Origin of the sequence: Paraburkholderia sp. EG287B (genome assembly GCF_040965595.1) — a bacterium.
GTDB lineage: Bacteria > Pseudomonadota > Gammaproteobacteria > Burkholderiales > Burkholderiaceae > Paraburkholderia.
In genome coordinates, this window is sequence record NZ_JBFRCG010000028.1 from 1 (window position 1) to 17,276 (window position 17,276).

Sequence of the window (17,276 nt, forward strand, 5' to 3'; positions counted from 1 at the left end):
CATTGCGCGTGGCGTATTCACCAGCACCAGGGATCTCGACAAAAAGCTCATGCGGTACATACTTCAATACAATAAGCAAGCACTCCCATTGAAATGGAAGTACTCCGATCCATCGCGGCGAATCCGGTGCAATTCATCTGGTTCAACGGACCTAACTCACGACACTAGGTCAACGTCGTCACGATGCAAGGCGAGCGCCTCGCCGATCCTCATTCCCGTTACCGCGAGGACGCCGAACAGGCAATGAAAAGTCCATCGACGCAAGCCATTCGCGGGCCTTAGCTTCAAGGCCGCAGCCATCAGGTCTCGGATCTCCTTCTCATTGTAGAGATATGGTCGCTTGCGTTGCGGCCACCGAATGAGATCCGTAGGCAGCACCTCTGTATTGGGTTCTGACATGCTCAGATAACGAGCGAACCCACGAACGTCGTCCAACCGTAGTGCAGATGTCGGGCGGTTGGCGCCGAGTTCGGTAGCCCATTCAAGAGCCAGCCTGTTCGTCACGATCGTTGCGCTGTGACCTTCCATGAATCGGACGAATTCGGCAAGGCGCTTCTCCTGATTGGTAAACTTGAGTCCTAACCCGCGACGCATTGCAACGTAGTTGAGAAGGGCCCTGCGGATCGCATTCATCTCACACCTCCTGGCCAGGGTAGCGCAACCGTACGCAGCTGCGAAACGTCGACCTTCGCGTAAATCCTCGTTGTATCGGGGTGCTCGTGACGTAGTAACTGACCAATTTGGGTCAGCGACGCACCGGACCGGAGTAACTGGGTCGCAAGACTATGCCGGAAAAGATGGGGGCCCTTGGAAGCAACATCGTCGATCCCAACACGTTCCAATGCCATTCGGGCGATGAGGTAGACCGCAGATGATGACGCGAAGCCACGATGCGGAGCCAATTGACGTATGAATACGCGCCTGCTGTTCGATCGCGGGCGGCTATGCTCAAGGTAATCCGCCACAGCGGCGCCAACCTCCATTGGCAACGGTAATTCAGCACGTCGTCGCCCTTTACCCTTAATGGTAAGCGTGCCGGCACGCCAGTTGATATCGGCCAGTTCAAGTAACGTGACCTCGTTCGAGCGCAATCCCAGCCGGGCCAGTAGCAGGAGCACCGCGTAGTCTCGACGCCCGAGCGATGTATCTCGACGGCAGGCGTCAAGAACTGATTGAACCTGGTCGGGCTGGAGATAGGTCGGAAGCGAGGAGAGTGTCCATCGCCTTATACTCGGGACACTCGCTGCGAGGTCACAAGTGACGTAACCACGGTATCGCAGGAATCGTGAGAAAGAGCGGAGCGTCCAGCACATGATTTGCGCGGATCGTGGACTGTGATCACCGACGTGCAGCTCAATAAAGTCCACCACATCTCTCGCGGTCAGCTTACTGAGGGACCTCGTGCTGTCGATGCGCTTCTCGCGCAAAAACATGCGGATCACCGGGAGATGCCGAATCACCGATACCCTTGCAAGACCGTGATCCTGCTGCAAATGATGCACGAAATCCTGCTCCACCAGATCGGCGAACCTGGACGGTGTAGGTTGTGCCGGCGGACTCGCCTCGATCTCGCGCAGGAGGGCAAGCATCCTCATCAGAGCCGGACCTTCAAAGACTGATGGGCGCAGCTGTCGTCGCCGAAACGGCAGATACGAACTCACGGTCTGTTCGTCGACGTCATAAGCGGCAATGTGTTTACGAGCAAGCCAATGGCTGAAGTCACACACGACGTGCAGATTGCGCCATGCACCTTGTTGGCAGTGCCCTTCGTGTTGCAATCGATCGGCAAACAGATCAATGTAATTGCCAAGTGGCCCTTCGCGAAGCTGCACCAGCAATCTTGGTCGACGATAGTACGTTTCGATGCCCATGTCCGTCGCTCCTTCCCGTCAACTGGCGGGGTCGAGCTCCAGACTATGCCGAATACTCATGCAAGGTTCGGCCTACTGTGCACGCTAATAGCTCTGCGTTCGGCATAGTTGGGCAATCGGCATGAACGGCAAAGGCCAACGGTATCGATCCCTACCGCTACCTCACGTGGCTGTTCCAGCGGCTACCTCTGGCGAAGACTGTCGACGACTACGACGCGCTGCTTCCCTGGAAAATGCCTGCCCACTTCCGCTGACCAACACCGCTACTACACATCACGCGCTCTGCCACCTCGCTCTGAGGGGCGTCCTTCGTGGACCGCATACGGTCAAAGCACCTCTGGTGCGGGGTATCAATCGTGCTCCGGACACAGTCTTCTGCTTGCAACCGAAGGTGCCGTTCATGAGTGTAACGGGTAGGGAAAATACTACCGAGCCCTTTGCCCACTAATCATTATAATGATTACCATGATGAGGTTTCAGGGACCGCGGGATAGTCAGGGCGAGGTCTTGACGCATCTGCGGTCCGGGCTAATGTCGGCTTAATCGAAACAATGGACAAACTTTTCATGAACCAAATCTCGTCGGGAAAGGTGGTAGAAGGTGTCGACGCGAACGCATTCCTCGATAGCGAATATGGCCGCCTCACGGAGGTGCTCGTATGCGATGCAACGTACTACGATTGGGCGCGCTCAAACACCATGGTTATTGGCGCGCTGGATGCGGGGAAGACCGCGGATGTTGCCGCCGCGATGAGCCAGCATCGAGAGTTGCGGTCCGCGCTTGCCGAAGCTGGTGTCATCTGCCGTCTTCTTGAGCAGGATCCACACCTCTTTTATCAAACGTATACGCGAGATAGCAGCGTCATGACGCCCTTTGGCTTGCTTCTGTGCCAGATGGCTAGACCCGAGCGACAGGGAGAGTGGGGGCCGATCGTCGACTTCTGCGCCTCGTCTGATATTTCGGTGTGGAAAAAGGTGACTGCTGGAAGTCTCGAAGGTGGGGATGTCCAGATCCTGTCGCCGGGTCAAGTACTCATCGGCGTGAACGAGGTACGGACAACGTATGCGGCGGCCCAGCAGGTTGCCGCATGGTTTGCAGAGGCGGGCTGGCAAACACGCTTTATCAAGGTTCCGGCGTACTTTCTGCACCTCGACGTTCTGTTCAGTGTTGTCAACGACAAGGTAGCGCTGTGCGCCACAGATATTCTCGACCCGGACGATGTTGCGTGGCTGCGAGAAAGGTATGAACTGGTTGACGTCGGTTACCGCGAGGTGATGAGCATGGGTGCCAATGCCGTCGCCCTTGGCGACGATCGCGTGCTTTCCTCCAAACAAAATCCTCGTGTCAACGCCGCGTTGCGGGCACAGGGTTTTCATGTGTTCGATCCGGACCTCGAGCAATTCGTCATTGAGGGCGGCGCCGCGCATTGTCTGACGATGCCGCTTCGCCGGAATCTTGTCGGGGGGGCGAAATGAGCAAAGTCGAACTTAAGGGCGGTACGACGATCGCCGCTCCGAAGTTGCCGAAGGTGCAGTATGGTCGAGGCGTCTATGTCTTCGATACGACCGGCAAGCAATACATCGATGGCTCGTCTGGACCGGCTGTCTACAGTCTTGGACACGGGAATGAGGAAGTCAACGAGGCCGTCGCTGCGCAACTCAGACAGATCGCCCATGGCTACCGGTATCTGTTCACCAGCGACCCTCTGGAAGAGCTTTCCGATCTTGTCCGGGAGGCGTGTGGGCCGGACTTTACGTCGATGGTCTTTGTATCCGGAGGGTCGGAGGCGGTCGAGTCGGCATTGAAGCTCGCTTTGCAGTATCACAGCGCGCTTGGCAACTCGAGCCGTCGACGCTTTATCTCACGCCAGCGGTCATGGCACGGGAACACTCTTGGCGCCCTTTCCATATCCGGTTTTCTCGAACGCAGGGCGCCCTTCGAGGGCGCTCTCATTCCCGCATCGTTGATCAGCCCGGCCAACGAGTATCGGCCCCTCGATGGCGTGTCCGCGGATGAGCTGGGCAGGGCCTGTGCCGGCGAACTGGAACAGGAAATCCTGCGCATTGGCGCCGACAATGTTGCAGCGTTCGTATTTGAGCCCGTGGTCGGCGCAGCAGGTGGCGTTGTTCCTGCGCCGAAAGGCTATGCCAGGGCCGTCAGGGAAGTCTGCGATCGTCATGGGGTGCTGATGATCGCAGACGAGGTGATGTGTGGCTCAGGTCGATGCGGAACTTGGCGAGCGCTGGAATTCGATGACGTGGTCCCCGACATCATGCCGATCGCGAAGGGACTGGGTGGCGGCTATATCCCACTGGGGGCTACCGTCTATACGAAGAAGGTCGCAGAAGTTATCAACGGCGCGTACGGTGGCCCTATGACGGGGCACACCTTCACTGGCCATACGGCCGCGTGCGCTGCTGGCGTCGCTGTCCAGAAGATTATCAAGCGGGATCGTCTGATCGAACGCGTCCAGACCGCCGGGCAGCGGTTCGGCGAGATGCTCAGAGCAGAGTTGGCGGACATCGGAGCCGTCGGCGATATCCGCGGTCGCGGCTTTTTCTGGGGCATTGAATTTGTGGAAGACCGGGAGCGCAAGACACCGTTCGCCGCCGAAAAGCAACTCTATCTCAAGGTCAGGCAGAGGTCGCTCGCGAACGGACTAATCTGCTACCCGTCTGGCGGCAATGTCGACGGAGTATTGGGTGACACGGTCATACTTGCGCCGCCCTATATTGCTACGGATAACGAACTTGCTGAGATCGTCGAAAAGTTTGCGAGGTCGTCCCGTGAGGCTCTTTCTGAGCTCGGAAGGTGAGGTCTGTACACGACCAGCGAAACTGGAAATCACGCGCTTCAGCCCCTGACTTTATTAAACAAAATCGGTGAACATCATGAAAAAGCTTCACGTTTTGCTGGCTGTCGTCATTACTTTCATTGTCCTGCCGTCGCTTTCGTTCTCCAAGGATATCTCGACGATTCGGTTCGGCACATCCCCCGACTATCCTCCCTTCGAATCCAAGTCGCCTGACGGCAAGCTCGTCGGTATCGATATTGATCTGGGGAACGCTGTATGTGCCCAATTGCATGCGAAATGTGAATGGGTCGAAGGTGATTTCGACGGTCTGATTCCCAGCCTGAAAGCGAGAAAAATCGACGTGATTCTCTCCGGGATGATGGCAACCGAGCAGCGAAAAAAGGAAATCGACTTTAGCGACAAGCTGTACAGCGCGCATAGCCGGCTCCTGGTGTCCAAGGCGAGCACGTTGCAACCCACAGCTGAGAGCCTTCGGGGCAAGAGCGTCGGTGTCTTGCAGGGCTCGGTTGAGGAGACCATTGCAAAAGCGCAGTGGGCTAATTCGGGGGTGACCGTCGTCCCGTATGCCAACCAGGATCAGGCGCTCGCAGACCTTGTCAATGGCCGTTTGGATGGCGTTCTGGTGGAGCAGATCCAGGCTGGTGTGGGCTTTCTCAAGACCGAGCGGGGTCGTGGATTCAAGTTTGCCGGAGGACCTATCGTGGTGAACGGCATCGCTGACTATACCGCCATGGGTCTTCGCAAGGACGACCCGACTCTCAGGCAGTCCATCAACGACGCGCTGCAAAAAATCCGGTCCGATGGAACATACACGACCATCACTCACAAGTACGTTGACTTCGACATCTCGAATTAACGATCTGTACTGAGGCAGGATCCTGTCTACCGAATAGACCTGGAAACACCGGAAGGCATCCAAAATGTATATCGATAGAGGTGCAACGTGAGCGACAGTATCCTGACGCTGTCTGATCTGAGAATTGACGGTCACCGACTTTGGCGCAGTCTGATCGACCTTGCGAAGATCGGTGCAACGCAGAAGGGCGGAGTTTGTCGACTGGCCCTGACACAACTGGACAAGGAAGCCCGGGATCTGATTGCCCGTTGGGCAACCGAACTGGGATGTACCGTGCGAGTCGACAAAATAGGAAACATCGTAGCTCGCCGCCGTGGGACGAACCCCGAACTGCCCCCGGTAATGACGGGAAGTCATATCGACACGCAACCGACTGGCGGGAAGTTCGACGGAAATTATGGCGTTCTTGCAGGTCTTGAAGTGCTGCGAACACTTAACGACCACGGACTAAGGACCATTGCGCCAGTGGAAGTCGTCGTATGGACGAATGAAGAGGGATCCCGGTTTGTTCCAGTGATGATGGGATCCGGCGTGGCAAGCGGGGCCTTTCCACTCGAGTACGCGCTTTCTCGCGAAGACTCGGACCAGATATCAGTCGAGGATGCACTGAAGTCTATTGGCTATCAAGGTTGCGTTGAGCCATCGTACTCGCCAAAAGCATATTTCGAGGCGCATATCGAGCAGGGTCCGGTTCTCGAAACGGCGGCCTGTACGATCGGTGTCGTCACTGGAGCGCTGGGTCAGCGATGGTACAACGTCAAGGTTCAAGGACAGGAAGCTCACGCCGGTCCAACTCCAATGAATCTGCGTCGGGATGCCTTGCTTGTCGCGGCTGACCTCGTCAAAGGGGTCAATCACATCGCAACCGGGTCTTCCACGAACGCGCGGGGAACTGTCGGCTGTATCTCTGTGTTCCCGAATTCAAGGAACGTCATTCCAGGCCAGGTGGCAATGACTGTCGACCTTCGTGCCGATTCTGCCGAGCTCCTTGACTTACTGGACACGCAGTTCCGAAAGCTATGCTCGGAATGTGAATTGCCCGTCGAAGTCGAACAGGTCGTTCATTTCGCTCCTCAGCCCTTCGACAGCTTCCTGGTGGATTCGGTCAGGCGGAAAAGCGCAGATCTTGGTTATCCGTCGATGGATCTGCTTAGTGGTGCCGGACACGATGCGGTTTATCTGGCCAGCATAGCACCTACCGCGATGATCTTCGTTCCCTGCGAGGGCGGGATCAGTCATAACGAAATCGAGAACGCATCTCCAAAGGACCTGGAGGCAGGGACCAACGTCTTGCTCCAGATGATCATCGAAGCAGCGGGAGTTGACGACGCATAGTCGCCGGCGATGCTGGCACACTCCGCTTGCGCCGCTGCAGCAGGAGACGGGCCATAGTACCAACATATGATCTGCGAGAGGCCGGGCCGCGTCAGTATCCATCGCTCAACAGGCGAGGGTCTGAGGCGGAGCACTGCCTGCCTGGACGCAGACTTCCTGCTGAGACACAGGATGAGTATTTTATGAACACACTAAGCATACGCGACATCACGAAAAATTTTGGCGAGCATTCCGTACTCAAAGGTGTGTCCATGGAGGCGCGCGCGGGAGACGTGATCAGCCTGATCGGCTCTTCCGGGTCGGGCAAAAGCACGTTCCTCCGTTGCATCAATTTCCTGGAGAGCCCCAGCGGAGGCATCATCAAGTTGCACGACGAGGAGATCCAAACCTTCCCCAACGCCCGCGGTGATCTCATCGTCAGAGACAAAAAGCAGCTGCAACGATTGAGAGCTCGACTCGGAATGGTCTTTCAGCATTTCAATCTCTGGGCGCATATGACGGTGCTGGAAAACGTGACGGAGGCTCCGCATCGTGTCGCAAAGGTCAGCCGTTCGGAAGCGCGCGACCGCGCGCTCCGCTATCTCGAGAGAGTCGGCATGCCGCGGACCCATTGCGACGCGTATCCATCGCACTTGTCCGGGGGGCAGCAACAACGGGTTGCAATTGCGCGTGCCCTTGCCATGGAACCAGACGTCCTCCTCTTTGATGAACCGACGTCGGCGCTCGATCCCGAACTCGTTGGCGGGGTTCTCAGAGTCATGCAGGGACTAGCGGAAGAGGGGAGAACGATGGTCCTGGTGACACATGAAATGGAATTTGCCAGGTCGGTGTCAAGCCGTGTCATGTTCCTTGACCAGGGGCGAGTAGAAGAGGAGGGCGCTCCCGAAGAGATCTTCGTTCGCCCCCACAGTCCGCGACTCCAGCGCTTCCTCTCGGGCAGTCTCAAATGAACCTACATCGATCACAAGGCGATTCCTGGATCAGAAGGAGCAGGGCATGCTAAGCGGTTACGGCACAGAAATATTTTATGGCGCCATGGAGACGCTGAGACTGTCACTGCTATCGCTTGTCGTGGCGTTTCTCGTGGGGCTCCTCGGCGCGACGGCCAAGCTGTCCGGAAACCGGCTAAGCTTCTTTCTGTCCACCTGCTACACCACGATCATCCGGGGGGTCCCCGATCTTGTACTGATGTTGCTGACTTTTTACAGCATTCAAATCGCGTTGAACGTGGTGACCGACCGCTTCGGGGCAGCGCAGGTTGACATCAGTCCGTTCTGGGCGGGCTCCGTGACAATTGGTCTGGTGTACGGAGCATATTTCGTCGAGACTTTTCGAGGGGCCTATCTATCAATCAGCCGGGGGCAGATTGAGGCAGCGATGGCATACGGGATGACCTATTGGACTGCATTTAAACGGATCGTCTTTCCGCAACTTATGTTGCACGCTTTACCTGGAATCAGTAACAACTGGCAGGTTATCGTGAAGGCAACGGCGCTGGTATCGATTATCGGGCTATCAGACCTTGTCAAGGCTGCGCAGAATGCCGGACGCAGTACCTTCAGCAGTTTCTTCTTCATGCTGGTTGCAGCCGGTGTCTATCTGGTCCTGGCTGCGATTTCTACAGTCGCGCTTGACCGGCTGCAGCGCCACTACTCCAGACATGATCGAGGCGTCTCACGATGATTGACTTACTTCGACAGTACTGGCTCCCTCTACTTGTCTTCGACGGTGATCACTTTAGCGGACTGATAGTGACGCTATGGTTGCTTGTTCTTTCAGTCGCGTTTGGTTTCGTACTTGCGGTACCTCTTTCCATTGCGCGAAATTCGTCCAATCGATATGTTTCCGAGACGGTAAAGGCATACACATTCGCGATCCGCGGGACGCCACTCTATGTGCAGTTGCTGTTGATCTACACTGGAATATATGGCCTCGAATTTGTGAGGGCAAGCGACATTCTGAGTGCTTTCTTCAGAAGTGGTATGAACTGCACAGTTTTGGCATTTTCACTGAGTACCTCCGCCTACACTACGGAAATATTCGCAGGCGCAATGCGGGCCATTCCTCGTGGGGAGATAGAAGCCGCAAGAGCCTTTGGAATGTCATCAGGCGCGATCTACCGTGTCGTGATAATCCCGGCCATGCTTCGCCGCGCATTGCCGATGTACAGCAACGAGATCATCCTTATGTTGCATGCCACGACGCTTGCTTTCACCGCGACGGTGCCGGAGCTCATGAAGGTCGTGCGAGACATGAACTCGGCAACTTACATGACGTTCTCGAGCTTCACGATCGCTGCGCTGATATACCTATCGATATCATTTCTGCTGATCGGTGCATTCAAGAAAGCCGAGAAAAAATGGCTGGCGTTCCTCGCGCCAAGGTCGACCGGTGCAGGTCGTGTGACGAATTGTCTATCCACACGCCGCAGTCAGCGCTTTATGGGACATTTCCTGACGCTGCTTCCGATAAGGTGGCCTCTGAAGCATCTCCGCCGCGATTCGGAATAGGGAATACTTGTAGGAAATGCAGGTTTCGTGTGACCGTAAAACCTTTATCGTCAAGCGAATCGTTAATCAATGGATGACGGAGTTTTCTGGCGCGTTTACTGGCAGTCTGCCTTGCGCGTTTGAATCAAAGGAGTTGCCGCAATGTTGAAAACTACCATGGACCTGGTCGGTTACAGCGATCGACTCTCGGCCGTATCGGGCGAATCCATCGACTTCAAGGTATCCAGCCGCCTGGAGTGCCCCTTCACGGCGCGACTTGTTCGAGTGATCCATGCAGACGTCAATCCTGCGGGGCCTGGCTTGCGTATGGTGGACCTGAGCCACATCTACTCGACCATCGCGCCGTCAGTCGAGCAGTTGATTCATCGAGGTTCCTGGATTCATGTACCCGGCGTACCGTGGCCTAACCCTGACAATGACTGGTCAATTTCTGTCCGGGTGTTGCCGACGTTAGCAAAGAACGGCTCACAGTGCATTATGTCGCAGTGGGATTCGGACAAGGCACAAGGATGGCAGATTGGGATCGATGGTGAGGGGGCCACTGCAACCTGGTCCAACGACAGTGGTTCAACTGTGAATCTGCGCGCGAATTGCCCGGTGGGAGCCCGATGGTCGGGTATTTCCCTCTGTTTCGACGCCAGAACGCGAAAGCTGAAGCTGTCTTTTACGCCGATTGATTCGCGCTACATCGGCTCGGAAGCAGTTGCAACCGTGCCTACCGGTGGTTGGAGCGCTCCCGCGCCTGCCGTTGCAATCGCGGCTCTCTCCGCCGATGCGCCAACGCTCCATTTCAATGGGCGTATCGAAGCACCGCGAATCCACGCTGGTTCGATCGTGATCGCAGCATGGGATTTCGCGCTTGGAATTGATACGGGAGACGTATTTGACTGCGGTCCGGGTGCCCATCACGGCCGAATCGTTAATCTTCCTACGCGCGCAGTTCGCTCCTCGAATTGGACCGGCCGCGAGTTCTGTTGGCGTGCTGCGCCGGATGAGTATGCGGCGATTCATTTTCATCAGGAAGATATTGACGACGTCAATTGGGAAACGTCCTTTACCTTCACTGTTCCTGACGACCTTCCTTCCGGTTCTTACGCGATGGCACTTGCAGACGACCGGGGAGTTGATCGCGACTGGCTACCGTTCTGGGTGAGCGCACGTCCCGGACGGCCGGGCCACGAACTCGCGATCGTCATACCGACGTACACCTATCAGGCTTACGCAAACTTTGCGCGCGGTAACTTTGATGAAGATTTCCGCGCCAAGGTGAATGCATGGCAAGCATATCCACATAATCCGGACGATCATCCGGAAGTTGGGTTGTCAACCTACAACCTGCACGCTGACGGCAGCGGCGTCGCCTTTTCTACCCGTCTGCGGCCCATGCTGACGATGCGCCCTGGTTTCATGACATTCAATGAGCCACGCGGATCAGGCTGTCGCCACTACATTGCAGATCACTATCTGCTCGACTGGCTCGAACACGAGGGTGTCGGGTTTGACATCGTGACGGACGACGATCTCGAGCGTCACGGTCAGGCTATGCTCAAACCTTATCGGGCGGTGCTCACAGGCACCCATCCTGAGTACCACACTGAACGCACACTTGACGCCATCGAGGGATATCTGAAGCAGGGAGGCAATCTTGCCTACCTTGGAGGCAACGGGTTCTACTGGAAAATTGCCCTGTCCGAACTGTTTCCCGGCGCGCTTGAGCTACGCCGTGGCAACAACGGGATCCGGAACTGGACCAGTTTGCCAGGCGAACTCCATAACGCATTCGATGGTCGACTGGGAGGTCTTTGGCGCGACAGCGGTCGGCCTCCGCAGCGGCTGGTTGGTATTGGATTCTCGGCGCAGGGGCCTTTCGAAGGCTCGTACTATCGCGTTCACGATGACGCGCGTGAACAGCCTGGAGGCTGGCTGCTTGATGGCGTCTCTTCGGGAATCATCGGGGATTACGGACTCTCGGGGGGCGGTGCAGCAGGGTTTGAACTCGACTCGACTTCAACCATTGCGGGTTCGCCAGAGCAATACACGCTCCTCGCGACATCCGAAGGGCATTCATCGGCATTCGGTGCCGCGCTCGACGCACTCACTGCGCATGACGAGTCGCTCGATCACGGCCCGCTTGGGTCGTTGATCAAGGCCGAGATGATCTGGTACGAGACAGGTTGGGGAGGATCCGTCTTTTCGGTGGGTTCGATAACCTGGTGCGGCAGCCTTTCACACAACGGGTACTGCAACGACATTGCAAAAATCATGAAGAACTACGCGATGCGCATGACGCGGCGCGACGCCTAGTCCCGGAAGTTTCAGCGGGCGACCGCATCCATCCGGGGATGGCCGCACGACGTTCTTTCACCACAGTGGCTGCCGGCGCAAATGCCGGTAGCTGCTGCTGACGTCTGGTTCCAGTTCGTGGCATCGCCCACAAAGGATCCACTGCGTTGCTGCGGAACAGTCGCTCGACTAATCGTCTTTTCGCTCTTAGAGGCAAGCATGTCAGACAAGCCAACGCATTCGGGACCTACCATCATCACCGCCGCAGTCACGGGATCTATCCATACACCGTCACTGTCCCCATATCTGCCGTACAAGGTCGAGGACATTGCTGCCCATGCTATTCAGGCTGCGGAAGCTGGTGCGGCCATCATCCATCTTCATGTCAGGGATCCCCTGAATGGTCAGCCGTCATCGAGCCCCGATCTTTTCCGCAGTGTCGTGGAGCAAATAGCGTCAGCCACGGACGCCGTCATCAACGTGACGACCGGAGGCAGTTCGTCCATGTCGATTGATGAACGCCTCGCCGCTCCGCTCCAGCTCAATCCGGAGATGTGCTCGTTGAACATGGGGTCAATGAATTTTGGCATGTTCCCGCTGGCCGAGCGGCGCAACGAGTGGCAATTCGATTGGGAAAAGCCGTTCCTTGAAGCGTCACGACAGACAATATTCAAGAACACGTTCGCTGATATTGAGGAGATCCTGTCCGTCATTGGCACTCAGCGAGGAGCTCGTTTTGAGCTTGAATGTTATGACGTCGGGCATATTCAGACTGTCGCGCATTATCGGTCCCGCGGGCTCCTAACCGGCCCGATCTTCCTGCAGTTTGTGCTCGGCATTCTCGGCGGAATTGATGCTGCACCGGAACAACTGCTCCATCTGAAGCATACTGCCGATCGATTGCTCGGGCGAGACTACGAATTCTCGGTGCTTGCCGGCGGTCGGCACCAGATACCGCTTGGAACGATGGGCGTGCTGCTCGGGGGCAATGTTCGTGTAGGCTTGGAGGACAGCCTGACAATAGGCCGCGGCAAACTTGCGCAAAGTAGTGCTGAGCAGGTGTCCAAGATTCGACGCATCATTGAAGAACTCGGTAAGGAAATAGCTACCCCGGACCAGGTTCGAGCGCGACTGGAGCTCAAGGGCAGAAGTCACGTAAATTTTTGAGCGTCTACGGCCGCAAGGTGCGCACGGCATGGCCCCGGCCCGGCTGGTCGAGGCCATGTGTGAATCCTCCGCAAACTGGAGGCCGCCACAAGGTCAACAGGCTCGGAAGCGACAGCGCTCGCCAAACGGCCAGCACCGCAAGGCCCCGTAGCGCCTGTGCGAAAGGGGTTGCCTGCTTCTCAACGGGTTGCCTTGGCTTTCTGCCGCTTAACGGGCGGCTCATCATGTGCTCCGCCGTTACGCTTTCCACGCCTGCTTTCGATGGATTCGGCCATTCCATGAAGATGGCGATGCATCAACGAGTGCACGTGCTCAACATCCCCACGGCGGAACATTTCGATCAATTCCTCGTGTTCCCTGATCACCTTCAGCGACGAATCCTCGTCGTCGAACGTGAGCAGATCTTCAATCATCTCCCTTTCCGCCCTGCAAAGGAACAAGCCGACGAATCGAAGCAACGGATTGGGACAATTTCTGGCTATGATTTCGTGGAAATCTATTTCCGCGTTCTTATGTCCGCGTCGGTCGAGTTCACCCCTGAGTCCCGCACGGCAGAGTTCGACCGTATTCTCGAGGGACTGCAGGACGTCCGGTGTCACAGATTCGCACGACGAACGCGCAATTTCAGGTTCGATACTTTCCCGGGCATCGTAAATGTGTTGCCATGTGAGATTGCGGAAATAGAGATAAGTTTGCAGTCCCTGTAACACGGTGTCCGTGGGTATATCCGCAAGACTGACGCCGCCGTTTTTCCCGGGCGTAACTTCGACGAGGCCGTGACTCTCCAGAATCGCGAGCGCTTCCCGTACCGTGGCTCTTGCCGAGCCGTAAGTCGCCATCAGGTCTTTCTCGCTCGGCAACCGATCGCCTGGACTTAGATTATCGCGGATAATCATTGCCCTGATGTCCTCGGCGATGTAACGCGCCTGTCGCATCGCAGTCCGCCCCGATCTTGCAGTAATACTTTTGGGCAGGACGACGCGGGACTGCTCCGTGGTTGCCGAGCGTGAGGCGGACTGGGCCAGGCTCGCCGAGGAGCGTGTTGTAGTTCGTCTAATCATCTTTGACATATGGTGACTCTCGGACCCGAATGGTCTGGCTGCAGCTTGTGCCGCCTTGAAACAGGAACAACGTTTCAAAATCGGCAGTTAGGCGCGCGCGATAGGCGCCGTTACGCTGGCGCGACAAGGAAACGCTCGAATGACACCGATTGTAATCTATGCAACCAAACGAACGTGCCGCTCAACAGCGCGCCTGCCGCTGCCGTGATGGGAAATCGTCGGCGGACGGAAAGAAATTTCCCCTCGCGAAGCGGTTGGTGCGACCACTCTGATCAGTTTGCCGTCGGTTTGAGCCTAGCCTCGTTCACCACGAACGTGCCGGCCGCGTTTGCAAGCAGCCGTCCAGACTCGTCGACCACCTCGGCGGTAGCGAAAGCGAGGCGGCGTCCCAACTGGGTCACCGAGCCGCTGGCCAATACGGTCGAGCCGTTAGCCTCCTGAGCTCCCATGAAGCGAACCGACATCTCGGCGGTCGCAGATACTTGCGTGGCGCCAAGAGCGGAGTCCACAGCCAGCGCCATGGCGCAATCGAGTATCGTGGCGAGTGCACCGCCATGCAACTTTCCGGTCGGATTGCCTGCAAACGACGATGCAGTCATCGATAACTGAACGAATCCAGAGCACGCTTGAACGACCGAGATCTTCAGCGTCTCGTAGATCGGAGACACCCATCCACGACCGGCCTGTACGCGCTGTAACCATTCGACCGTTCCTTCGTTGGATTGCCGGGTGAACATCTCAAGTGCCATACCATCCTCCAGGTGAGCGCAAAGGGTCGATGCACTCAAAGAAATTGATTTTGGGAAATCAGAGAAATCATTATAATGTTTTAACTTGGTGACGTCGAAGGCTGTATCGGCGTCACGCTTCAGATGCGCGTCCACTGTCCGGGCAGCGCGTTGGCTTGACGAAAGAAGAGGATGCTTGACCCCGATATGTTGGAGTGCGTGACGATCAGCGGGCCAAGGACTGCCGCTCCCAAGGCGGCGTTAGCGATGCTCCCGACTTGGCGAGGGCGAGCATCAGTGCCTCGCACAGGAGCGCGAAATGAACGCCAGTACGAATCCTGCATGCGAGCGCAAGCGTTCGGAAATAGTGGCGGTCTGGCCGTTCGATTGCGCAGTTGTGGGCCCGGTACGCCTTACACCCAGTGACGCAATCGATGATGTTGTGACAGCGGGAAACGCGGGGCTTCGCTGGTCAGAGCTATCGTGTCGTGATCGAGCAAGGATCCATTTTGAAGTTGCGGACCTGGTTGACGCGCTCCAGACAGTTGGCGTCGACTATTGCACTCGAGGCGGGAAAGACAAGCCGACAGGCAATCGGACCTTCCCAGTCGTTATAGAGGAACCAATGTCAACAATTAAATCTTTCTTGCAGGAACGCCGGATGTTTCCCGTTGCCGCGGAAATCAAGTCGCAGGCTAACGTGTCCGGCATGGACGCATACAAGGCGCTGTGCGCCGAAGCCGAACGCGATTACGAAGGCTTCTGGGCGCGCCTCGCGCGCGAAACCCTGAGCTGGCAAAAGCCCTTCACGAAGGTGCTCGACGAATCGAAGGCGCCGTTCTACACGTGGTTCGAAGACGGCGAACTCAATGCCTCGTACAACAGCCTCGACCGCCACGTCGAAGCGGGCAATGGCGAGCGCGTCGCGATCGTTTTCGAAGCCGACGACGGCACCGTCACGAACGTCACCTACAAAGACCTGCTCGCGCGCGTGTCGCGCTTCGCCAATGCGCTGAAGAAACGCGGCGTGAAGAAGGGCGACCGCGTGGTCATCTACATGCCGATGTCGGTGGAAGGCGTGGTCGCCATGCAGGCTTGCGCGCGCATCGGCGCGACGCATTCGGTCGTGTTCGGCGGCTTCTCGTCGAAGTCGCTCAACGAACGCATGGTCGACGTGGGCGCGGTCGCGCTCATCACCGCCGACGAACAGATGCGCGGCGGCAAGGCGCTGCCGCTGAAGAACATCGCCGACGAAGCGCTCGCCATGGGCGGCTGCGAGGCGGTGCACAGCGTGATCGTCTACCAGCGCACGGGCGGCAAGGTCGCATGGCACGAAGGCCGCGACCAGTGGATGCACGAACTTTCGGCGGCCGAGAGCGATACGTGCGCGCCGGTGCCGGTGGGCGCGGAACACCCGCTCTTCATCCTCTACACGTCGGGCTCGACGGGCAAGCCGAAGGGCGTGCAGCACAGCACGGGCGGCTACCTGCTGTGGGCCGCGCAAACGATGAAGTGGACCTTCGATCACAAGCCCTCGGACGTGTTCTGGTGCACGGCCGACATCGGCTGGATCACGGGCCACAGCTACATCGCCTATGGCCCGCTCACGATCGGCGCGACCCAGGTCGTGTTCGAAGGCGTGCCGACGTACCCGAACGCCGGCCGCTTCTGGGACATGATCGCCAAGCACAAGGTCACGGTGTTCTACACCGCGCCCACGGCGATCCGCTCGCTCATCAAGGCATCCGAAGCCGACGCGAAGGTGCATCCGAAGAGCTACGACCTTTCTTTGCTGCGCATTCTCGGCACGGTCGGCGAGCCGATCAATCCCGAAGCGTGGATGTGGTACTACGAAAACGTGGGCGGCAAGCGCTGCCCGATCGTCGACACCTGGTGGCAGACCGAAACCGGTGGCCACATGATCACGCCGCTGCCGGGCGCGACGCCGCTCGTGCCGGGTTCGTGCACGCTGCCGCTGCCGGGCATCATGGCCGCGATCGTCGACGAAACCGGCCAGGACGTGCCGAACGGGCAGGGCGGCATTCTCGTCGTGAAGCGTCCGTGGCCCGCGATGATCCGCAACGTGTGGGGCAACCCGGAGCGCTACAAGTCGGGATGCTTCCCCGAAGAACTGGGCGGCAAGCTGTATCTGGCCGGCGACGGCAGCGTGCGCGACAAGGACACGGGCTACTTCACGATCATGGGCCGTATCGACGACGTGCTGAACGTCTCGGGCCACCGCCTCGGCACGATGGAAATCGAGTCGGCGCTGGTGGCGAACCCGCTCGTGGCCGAAGCCGCCGTGGTGGGCCGCCCCGACGACACCACCGGCGAAGCCGTGGTGGCGTTCGTGGTGCTCAAGGCCACGCGTCCGCAGGGCGACGAGGCCGTGAAGCTCGCCAACGATCTGCGCGCCTGGGTGGGCAAGGAGATCGGGCCGATCGCCAAGCCCCGCGACATCCGCTTCGGCGAGAACCTGCCGAAGACGCGCTCGGGCAAGATCATGCGCCGTCTGCTGCGCTCGCTCGCGAAGGGCGAGGCGATCACGCAGGACGTGTCGACGCTTGAGAACCCCACGATTCTTGATCAGCTTGGCGAGACGCGATAGCTCAATCTGGATCGCATCCGGAAGCCGAAAAACCGAAGAAAA

General features: G+C 57.7%; 13 protein-coding genes and 3 pseudogenes. 12 read left to right on the plus strand and 4 right to left on the minus strand.

Annotation, left to right across the window (positions count from 1 at the left end; translation table 11 throughout):
• Positions 1–151, plus strand: a pseudogene (locus AB4Y40_RS36940) (IS630 family transposase); the annotation flags it as partial.
• Between the two features lie 5 nt (positions 152–156).
• Here the strand turns inward: AB4Y40_RS36940 and AB4Y40_RS36945 are convergent.
• Positions 157–633 (minus strand): hypothetical protein, encoded by a 477-nt coding sequence (locus AB4Y40_RS36945; RefSeq protein ID WP_368692136.1) that lies wholly within the window; start codon positions 631–633, stop codon positions 157–159.
• On the minus strand, positions 630–1,871 hold the full coding sequence (locus AB4Y40_RS36950) for a site-specific integrase (protein WP_368692072.1): 1,242 nt from the start codon (positions 1,869–1,871) through the stop codon (positions 630–632). Before AB4Y40_RS36950 ends, AB4Y40_RS36945 begins: the two co-directional genes overlap by 4 nt.
• A 125-nt stretch (positions 1,872–1,996) precedes the next feature.
• Between AB4Y40_RS36950 and AB4Y40_RS36955 the strand changes: the two are divergent.
• The 10 genes and pseudogenes from AB4Y40_RS36955 to AB4Y40_RS37000 form a co-directional block, all read left to right on the plus strand.
• Positions 1,997–2,125: pseudogene (locus AB4Y40_RS36955) on the plus strand (transposase domain-containing protein); the annotation flags it as partial.
• A gap of 312 nt (positions 2,126–2,437) precedes the next feature.
• Positions 2,438–3,346 carry a dimethylarginine dimethylaminohydrolase family protein gene (locus AB4Y40_RS36960; protein ID WP_368692073.1) on the plus strand — a complete coding sequence of 303 codons (909 nt, stop codon included), beginning with the start codon at positions 2,438–2,440 and terminating at the stop codon, positions 3,344–3,346.
• Entirely contained in the window at positions 3,343–4,686 is a 1,344-nt protein-coding gene (locus AB4Y40_RS36965) for an aspartate aminotransferase family protein (protein WP_368692074.1), read from the plus strand. The genes AB4Y40_RS36960 and AB4Y40_RS36965 overlap by 4 nt, the downstream gene beginning before the upstream one ends.
• Positions 4,687–4,762: 76 nt before the next feature.
• On the plus strand, positions 4,763–5,542 hold the full coding sequence (locus AB4Y40_RS36970) for a transporter substrate-binding domain-containing protein (RefSeq protein ID WP_368692075.1): 780 nt from the start codon (positions 4,763–4,765) through the stop codon (positions 5,540–5,542).
• Between the two features lie 87 nt (positions 5,543–5,629).
• Positions 5,630–6,877 carry a Zn-dependent hydrolase gene (locus AB4Y40_RS36975; RefSeq protein WP_368692076.1) on the plus strand — a complete coding sequence of 416 codons (1,248 nt, stop codon included), beginning with the start codon at positions 5,630–5,632 and terminating at the stop codon, positions 6,875–6,877.
• A 182-nt stretch (positions 6,878–7,059) separates the two neighbouring features.
• Positions 7,060–7,827, plus strand: coding sequence for an ABC transporter ATP-binding protein (locus AB4Y40_RS36980; protein WP_368692077.1), 768 nt, complete (start codon positions 7,060–7,062; stop codon positions 7,825–7,827).
• A gap of 46 nt (positions 7,828–7,873) precedes the next feature.
• Positions 7,874–8,560, plus strand: a complete 687-nt coding sequence (locus tag AB4Y40_RS36985) for an ABC transporter permease (protein WP_368692078.1) — start codon at positions 7,874–7,876, stop codon at positions 8,558–8,560.
• Positions 8,557–9,255, plus strand: a pseudogene (hisM, locus tag AB4Y40_RS36990) (histidine ABC transporter permease HisM); the annotation flags it as partial. The gene AB4Y40_RS36985 and the pseudogene hisM, both read left to right, overlap by 4 nt.
• 273 nt (positions 9,256–9,528) lie before the next feature.
• Positions 9,529–11,691: a N,N-dimethylformamidase beta subunit family domain-containing protein gene (locus tag AB4Y40_RS36995; protein ID WP_368692079.1), complete on the plus strand. Its 2,163-nt coding sequence runs from the start codon at positions 9,529–9,531 to the stop codon at positions 11,689–11,691.
• A gap of 198 nt (positions 11,692–11,889) precedes the next feature.
• Positions 11,890–12,837 carry a 3-keto-5-aminohexanoate cleavage protein gene (locus AB4Y40_RS37000; protein ID WP_368692080.1) on the plus strand — a complete coding sequence of 316 codons (948 nt, stop codon included), beginning with the start codon at positions 11,890–11,892 and terminating at the stop codon, positions 12,835–12,837.
• Between the two features lie 179 nt (positions 12,838–13,016).
• On the opposite strand, the gene AB4Y40_RS37005 is transcribed toward AB4Y40_RS37000, so the two are convergent.
• Both AB4Y40_RS37005 and AB4Y40_RS37010 read right to left on the minus strand, forming a co-directional pair.
• Entirely contained in the window at positions 13,017–13,907 is an 891-nt protein-coding gene (locus AB4Y40_RS37005; RefSeq protein ID WP_368692081.1) for a FadR/GntR family transcriptional regulator, read from the minus strand.
• A gap of 263 nt (positions 13,908–14,170) precedes the next feature.
• Positions 14,171–14,782 carry a PaaI family thioesterase gene (locus tag AB4Y40_RS37010; protein WP_368692082.1) on the minus strand — a complete coding sequence of 204 codons (612 nt, stop codon included), beginning with the start codon at positions 14,780–14,782 and terminating at the stop codon, positions 14,171–14,173.
• A 469-nt stretch (positions 14,783–15,251) separates the two neighbouring features.
• Between AB4Y40_RS37010 and acs the strand changes: the two genes are divergently transcribed.
• Positions 15,252–17,234: an acetate--CoA ligase gene (acs, locus tag AB4Y40_RS37015; protein WP_368692083.1), complete on the plus strand. Its 1,983-nt coding sequence runs from the start codon at positions 15,252–15,254 to the stop codon at positions 17,232–17,234.
• Positions 17,235–17,276 lie beyond the last annotated feature (42 nt).

Coding starts and splice junctions, on each gene's coding strand:
- AB4Y40_RS36945 (WP_368692136.1), bottom strand. CDS start 633: ATGAATGCGATCCGCAGGGCCCTTCTCAACTACGTTGCAATGCGTCGC.
- AB4Y40_RS36950 (WP_368692072.1), bottom strand. CDS start 1,871: ATGGGCATCGAAACGTACTATCGTCGACCAAGATTGCTGGTGCAGCTT.
- AB4Y40_RS36960 (WP_368692073.1), top strand. CDS start 2,438: ATGAACCAAATCTCGTCGGGAAAGGTGGTAGAAGGTGTCGACGCGAAC.
- AB4Y40_RS36965 (WP_368692074.1), top strand. CDS start 3,343: ATGAGCAAAGTCGAACTTAAGGGCGGTACGACGATCGCCGCTCCGAAG.
- AB4Y40_RS36970 (WP_368692075.1), top strand. CDS start 4,763: ATGAAAAAGCTTCACGTTTTGCTGGCTGTCGTCATTACTTTCATTGTC.
- AB4Y40_RS36980 (WP_368692077.1), top strand. CDS start 7,060: ATGAACACACTAAGCATACGCGACATCACGAAAAATTTTGGCGAGCAT.
- AB4Y40_RS36985 (WP_368692078.1), top strand. CDS start 7,874: ATGCTAAGCGGTTACGGCACAGAAATATTTTATGGCGCCATGGAGACG.
- AB4Y40_RS36995 (WP_368692079.1), top strand. CDS start 9,529: ATGTTGAAAACTACCATGGACCTGGTCGGTTACAGCGATCGACTCTCG.
- AB4Y40_RS37000 (WP_368692080.1), top strand. CDS start 11,890: ATGTCAGACAAGCCAACGCATTCGGGACCTACCATCATCACCGCCGCA.
- AB4Y40_RS37005 (WP_368692081.1), bottom strand. CDS start 13,907: ATGTCAAAGATGATTAGACGAACTACAACACGCTCCTCGGCGAGCCTG.
- acs (WP_368692083.1), top strand. CDS start 15,252: ATGTCAACAATTAAATCTTTCTTGCAGGAACGCCGGATGTTTCCCGTT.